Genomic DNA, 1,169 nt, shown 5'->3' on the forward strand with positions numbered 1-1,169 from the left:
GTTGACGGGGTTCGGCCGGAGTGGGCGTTCGGCGCGGGATCGTGTGGATGCTGTTTCGGGGTTGTTCTCGGATTATCTGACGCGGGCGTTGGAGGATCTGGGTGCGGGTGATTTCGCGGATTCGTTCGGGATCACTGTGCGGGTGGGGAGTGGTGGTTCGGGCCGGGTGACGGCCGAGGTGGTGTCTCCGCAGTATTCGGGTGCGGTGGCCGAGTTGGATCGGTTGCGGCTGCTGGAGAATCCCGGTGGCGTTTTCGACGTCGATGGCCTGACGCGGCGGATTCTGCACCTGGGTGACGGTGCGGTGGTGGACGCGAATTCACGTACCGCGTTGTTCGCGTTGGTGGAGAACGCGATGGCCGCCGGCTGGTCGTCGAGTGTCATGTCACTCGGTTCGTATCATGTGGCGGCCAATGGTGCGTTGAATCATGAGCGTCATATTGTGTTGGGGGATGGTTCGTACCAGGGGTTGAATCTCACTGGGCAGCCGGTGGGTGTGGTGGATACGTCGCAGGTGTGGCAGCGACGTAATGGCCAGTTCCAGGGCCCGCTTGAGCCGATGTGGGACAACAGCCGTGGTGCGTATGTGGTGGTGGCCAATGGTGGCCACGATCACGTGCTGATTCCTTGGGGTCAGGGTGAGTTGCGGGTTCCGTGGCAGGAATTCGTGGAGTTGGTGGCGCGTGACCCCGGAGTGACGGGGCTTCCGGCCGGGACGCCGGTCGTGCTCGTGCTGAACCACGGTGGTGACCAGGGCCTGGCCATGCCTCGGACGCTGGCGTTCCGGGCGGGCCGGGACGGGGTCTGGGCGCACAGTGGTCTGGTGAGCCTGGTCCATGACGCGGATTCCGGGTTGAGCAGGATCGTCATTGAGAATCAGCGGGCGCAGGGGATTCCTCTGGGCGGTTGGTTCGGCAGCGACGCGAATGACCTCGGCCCGAGTGGGGTTCCGGACGAGGGCTTTGTGACCGCTCTGGACGGGACCGTGATTCCGGACAGTTCGATCAAGACGCGGACCATTGCCGAGGACGGCCGGTCGTTCGGTCGTGTCACGATGTCGGATCCTGACCTCGTGATCAATGAGCCGGTGCTCGAGGCTCTTGATGAGGTTTCCGGGTTTTCACAGTTCGACCCGGTGACGTCGAGAGAGATCGGTGCCGCGGAGCCGC

1 protein-coding gene is annotated in these 1,169 nt (G+C 63.9%); it reads left to right on the forward strand.

From position 1 onward, the window contains the following. Positions 1-1,169: lonely Cys domain-containing protein (locus tag ACFV3I_RS18770; protein ID WP_378823962.1), on the forward strand; the 1,169-nt coding region annotated here is incomplete at both ends.

The sequence above is a fragment of the Microbacterium sp. NPDC059771 genome (assembly GCF_042732495.1).
GTDB lineage: Bacteria > Actinomycetota > Actinomycetes > Actinomycetales > Microbacteriaceae > Microbacterium > Microbacterium sufflavum.